The organism is Hydrogenophaga sp. 70-12, assembly GCF_001897365.1.
Classification (GTDB): domain Bacteria; phylum Pseudomonadota; class Gammaproteobacteria; order Burkholderiales; family Burkholderiaceae_C; genus Hydrogenophaga; species Hydrogenophaga borbori.
The window spans coordinates 1-2787 of the sequence record NZ_MKSS01000137.1 but is presented as its reverse complement, the minus strand read 5'-3'; the positions used below and the strand labels follow the sequence as shown (position 1 = coordinate 2787).

Sequence of the window (2787 nt, the reverse complement as noted above, 5' to 3'; positions counted from 1 at the left end):
AGGGCATGGGCTGGCTCACCACCGAGCAGCTGGTGTGGAACCACAAGGGCTACCTGCAGACCCACGCCCCCAGCACGTACAAGATCCCCACCGCGGGCGACCTGCCGCCGCGCTGGAACATCGACCTCTGGCCCGAAGCCAACCGCGAGGACAACGTGCACGGCAGCAAGGCCGTGGGCGAACCGCCGTTCATGCTGGCGATCAGCGTCTACGAAGCGCTGCGGGACGCGGTGGCGCAGGCCGGCGGCGACCCCGAGGCGATGAACGCACCGGGGACGGCGGAAGAGGTTCTGAAGGCCCTGGGCGGCTGACGCGGCGGCGCCCTCAGGGGCCGAACAGGCAGCGCGTCGTCGCCATCAGGCGCATCTGCCGGGTGGCGTTGATCGACGGCGTGTGCAAGAGGCGCATGTCCATCAGGTAGACATCGCCCGCGCGCCCTGACATCTCGACGACGTCGACCCCGAGCGCCTGCAGCCGCGCCGCCCGATCCGCCGTTGAACGCAGCGCCTCGCGCAGCGACACCCCGTCGGCGCCGCGCTGCGCCGCCGCCCGATGCGATCCCGCCAGCGCCAGCGTCGCGCCGCCGTGAGGCGCCACATCGTCGATCAGGAAAAACGCCTGGATGCCCGGCAGGCGCCCGGGGGGATCGGCCACCACGTCCACGTGCCAGTTCAGGCCCTCCAGACGCCAGGCCCCTTGCTGCGGCGGCGACAACAAGAGCTGAAGCGGCTGCGGCACAGGCGCAGCGCGCCCGGACAGCTGGCCGATGCACGCCATCAGGGCTGGCGTCACCAGCGCCCCGTGCGCCCCGGGCACCTTCACCAGGGACGACAGCTTGCCGATCTGCTGAAACACCGGCAGCCCCTGCACCGCGCGCGGCAGGCCCTTGCCGCCGGTGAGGCGCCGGAGCTCGTCGAGCACGCGCTGCCGCACGGGCGCCACGCCCCGGGCGTGAAAGCCGTCCAGTCGCACGATGCCCCTGTCGTTGAAACTGTGGACCTGGTCGGGCGTCATCGATCGCCGACACTAACGGATGACCCGCCCCTCCCGCAAGCGACCCGACAGACATGAAACCCTTCCTCCCCGACTGGGCCCACCCCTGGATCGAAGCCATCACCATCGCCCTGCAGATCGTCGTGATCGTCCTCGTCGCGATGCTGCTGCGCTCCCTGCTGCACCGCTTCATCACCCGGCTGGCCGCCGAGAAGAACCTGCCGCTGGACTTCACCGTGGGCAGCAAGCGCCTGGTCACGCTGCTGCTGAGCGGCGCCGCCCTGCTGTGGATCCTCGATCGCCTGGGCGTGTCGGCCGGCGTCATCTGGGCCGGCTTCACGGGCTTCGTCACCGTCGGCGCCATCGCCTTCTTCGCGGCCTGGAGCGTGCTCTCCAACATCTTCTGTTCGGTGCTGATCTTCACCACGCGGCCGTTCGGCCTGCACGACCACATCGAGCTGCTGGAAGGCGGCGACAAGCCCGGCCTGGCCGGCGAGGTGCTGGACATCAACCTCGTCTACACCACCCTGAAGGAAGACCCTGTGGACGGCAAGGAGCCCACGCACCTGCGCATTCCCAACAGCCTGTTCTTCCAGCGCACCACGCGCCTGCGCAAAAGCCAGCAGCCGGTGCTCGGATCGTTGCTGGACTGAGCCGCCAGCCGGCCGCTTCGTAAAGCCCGTTACCGATCTGTTTCCACTCCCGCGCGCCAGAAACCGGTGGTTACAGGCGCCCCTGGCCAGCGCCGCAGACTCGCGGCCAAAGGAGTGAGCCACATGGACACATCAATGATCAAGGGCATCGCCATCGGCGGACTCGCCATGGTGGTGCTGGGCGCCGGTGCCGTCGGCGGCTACCAGACCCTCGCCAGACCCAAGCTGGCCGAGGTGGTGTCGGTCAAGGAAGTGATGACCACCGTCAACACGCCACGCGAGGTGTGCGAGAACGTGGCCGTGCAGCGCCAGGCGCCTGTGAAAGACGAACACCGCATCGCCGGCACCGTGGTGGGCGGTCTGGCCGGTGGCCTGCTGGGCAGCACCATCGGCAAGGGCTCCGGCAAGACGGTGGCCACCGTGGCCGGCGCCGCCGCCGGGGGCTACGCGGGCAATCAGGTGCAAAAGCGCATGCAGCAAAACGACACGGTGACGACCACCGAACGCCGCTGCCGAACGGTGAACGACAAGTCGCAGAAGCTCTCCGGCTACGACGTGACCTACCGCCTCGACGGCCAGGACGCCACGGTGCGCACCTCGTTCAAGCCCGGCGCCACGCTGCCGGTGAAGGACGGCAAGGTGGACACCACGCCACCGGCCGCCGCGCGTTCCTGACCGGCCCCACCCGCGCAAGCGCGGGTGTTCAGCGCATCGAGTGCAGGCCGATCAGGTTGCCCTCGGTGTCGTTCACCAGGGCGATGAAGCCGTACTCGCCGATGGACATCTTGTCCTTGAAGACCGAGCCGCCGTGGGCCTTGGCGCGCGCCGCCTCGACGGCGCAGTCGTCGCAGACGAAGTACACCAGCGTGCTGTTGCCGCCGGAAGGCATGCCCGCCATCTTCACCAGCGCGCCGGGCGTGCCGTAGCCGTCCCTCACGGACGGAAAAGCCCACATATCCAGGGGTTCGCCGGGGGCCGGGTTGCCCAGCGGTTCCAGCGCGCCCTGAAACACCGCCTCGTAGAAGGCCTTGGCGCGCGGCATGTCCTGCACATAGATCTCGAACCAGCCCACGGGGTTGTTCTTCATGCGGGTCTCCTTGCAATCGATCGGTGGAAGGGCTTTCACTATGCCCACACCGGG

At 68.9% G+C, this 2787-nt stretch carries 5 protein-coding genes; 3 read left to right on the top strand and 2 right to left on the bottom strand.

The features are described 5' to 3' along the window. Positions 1-311, top strand: a 311-nt coding sequence (locus tag BGO22_RS08440) for a molybdopterin cofactor-binding domain-containing protein (protein WP_286850116.1), incomplete at its 5' end; no start/stop codon positions are given. Positions 312-324: 13 nt separating this feature from the next. On the opposite strand, the gene BGO22_RS08435 is transcribed toward BGO22_RS08440, so the two are convergent. After that, positions 325-1014, bottom strand: coding sequence for a phytanoyl-CoA dioxygenase family protein (locus BGO22_RS08435; RefSeq protein ID WP_070398979.1), 690 nt, complete (start codon positions 1012-1014; stop codon positions 325-327). 53 nt (positions 1015-1067) lie between these two features. Here BGO22_RS08435 and BGO22_RS08430 point away from each other — a divergent pair, with 53 nt between their 5' ends. Together BGO22_RS08430 and BGO22_RS08425 are read left to right on the top strand one after the other, a co-directional pair. Continuing rightward, the gene (locus BGO22_RS08430) at positions 1068-1646 is read left to right on the top strand and encodes a mechanosensitive ion channel family protein (RefSeq protein ID WP_070398980.1); all 579 of its coding nucleotides are present in this window, start codon (positions 1068-1070) and stop codon (positions 1644-1646) included. Positions 1647-1769: 123 nt separating this feature from the next. After that, on the top strand, positions 1770-2321 hold the full coding sequence (locus BGO22_RS08425; RefSeq protein WP_070398981.1) for a glycine zipper 2TM domain-containing protein: 552 nt from the start codon (positions 1770-1772) through the stop codon (positions 2319-2321). Between the two features lie 28 nt (positions 2322-2349). On the opposite strand, the gene BGO22_RS08420 is transcribed toward BGO22_RS08425, so the two are convergent. Then, positions 2350-2733 (bottom strand): VOC family protein, encoded by a 384-nt coding sequence (locus BGO22_RS08420; protein ID WP_070398982.1) that lies wholly within the window; start codon positions 2731-2733, stop codon positions 2350-2352. Positions 2734-2787 lie beyond the last annotated feature (54 nt).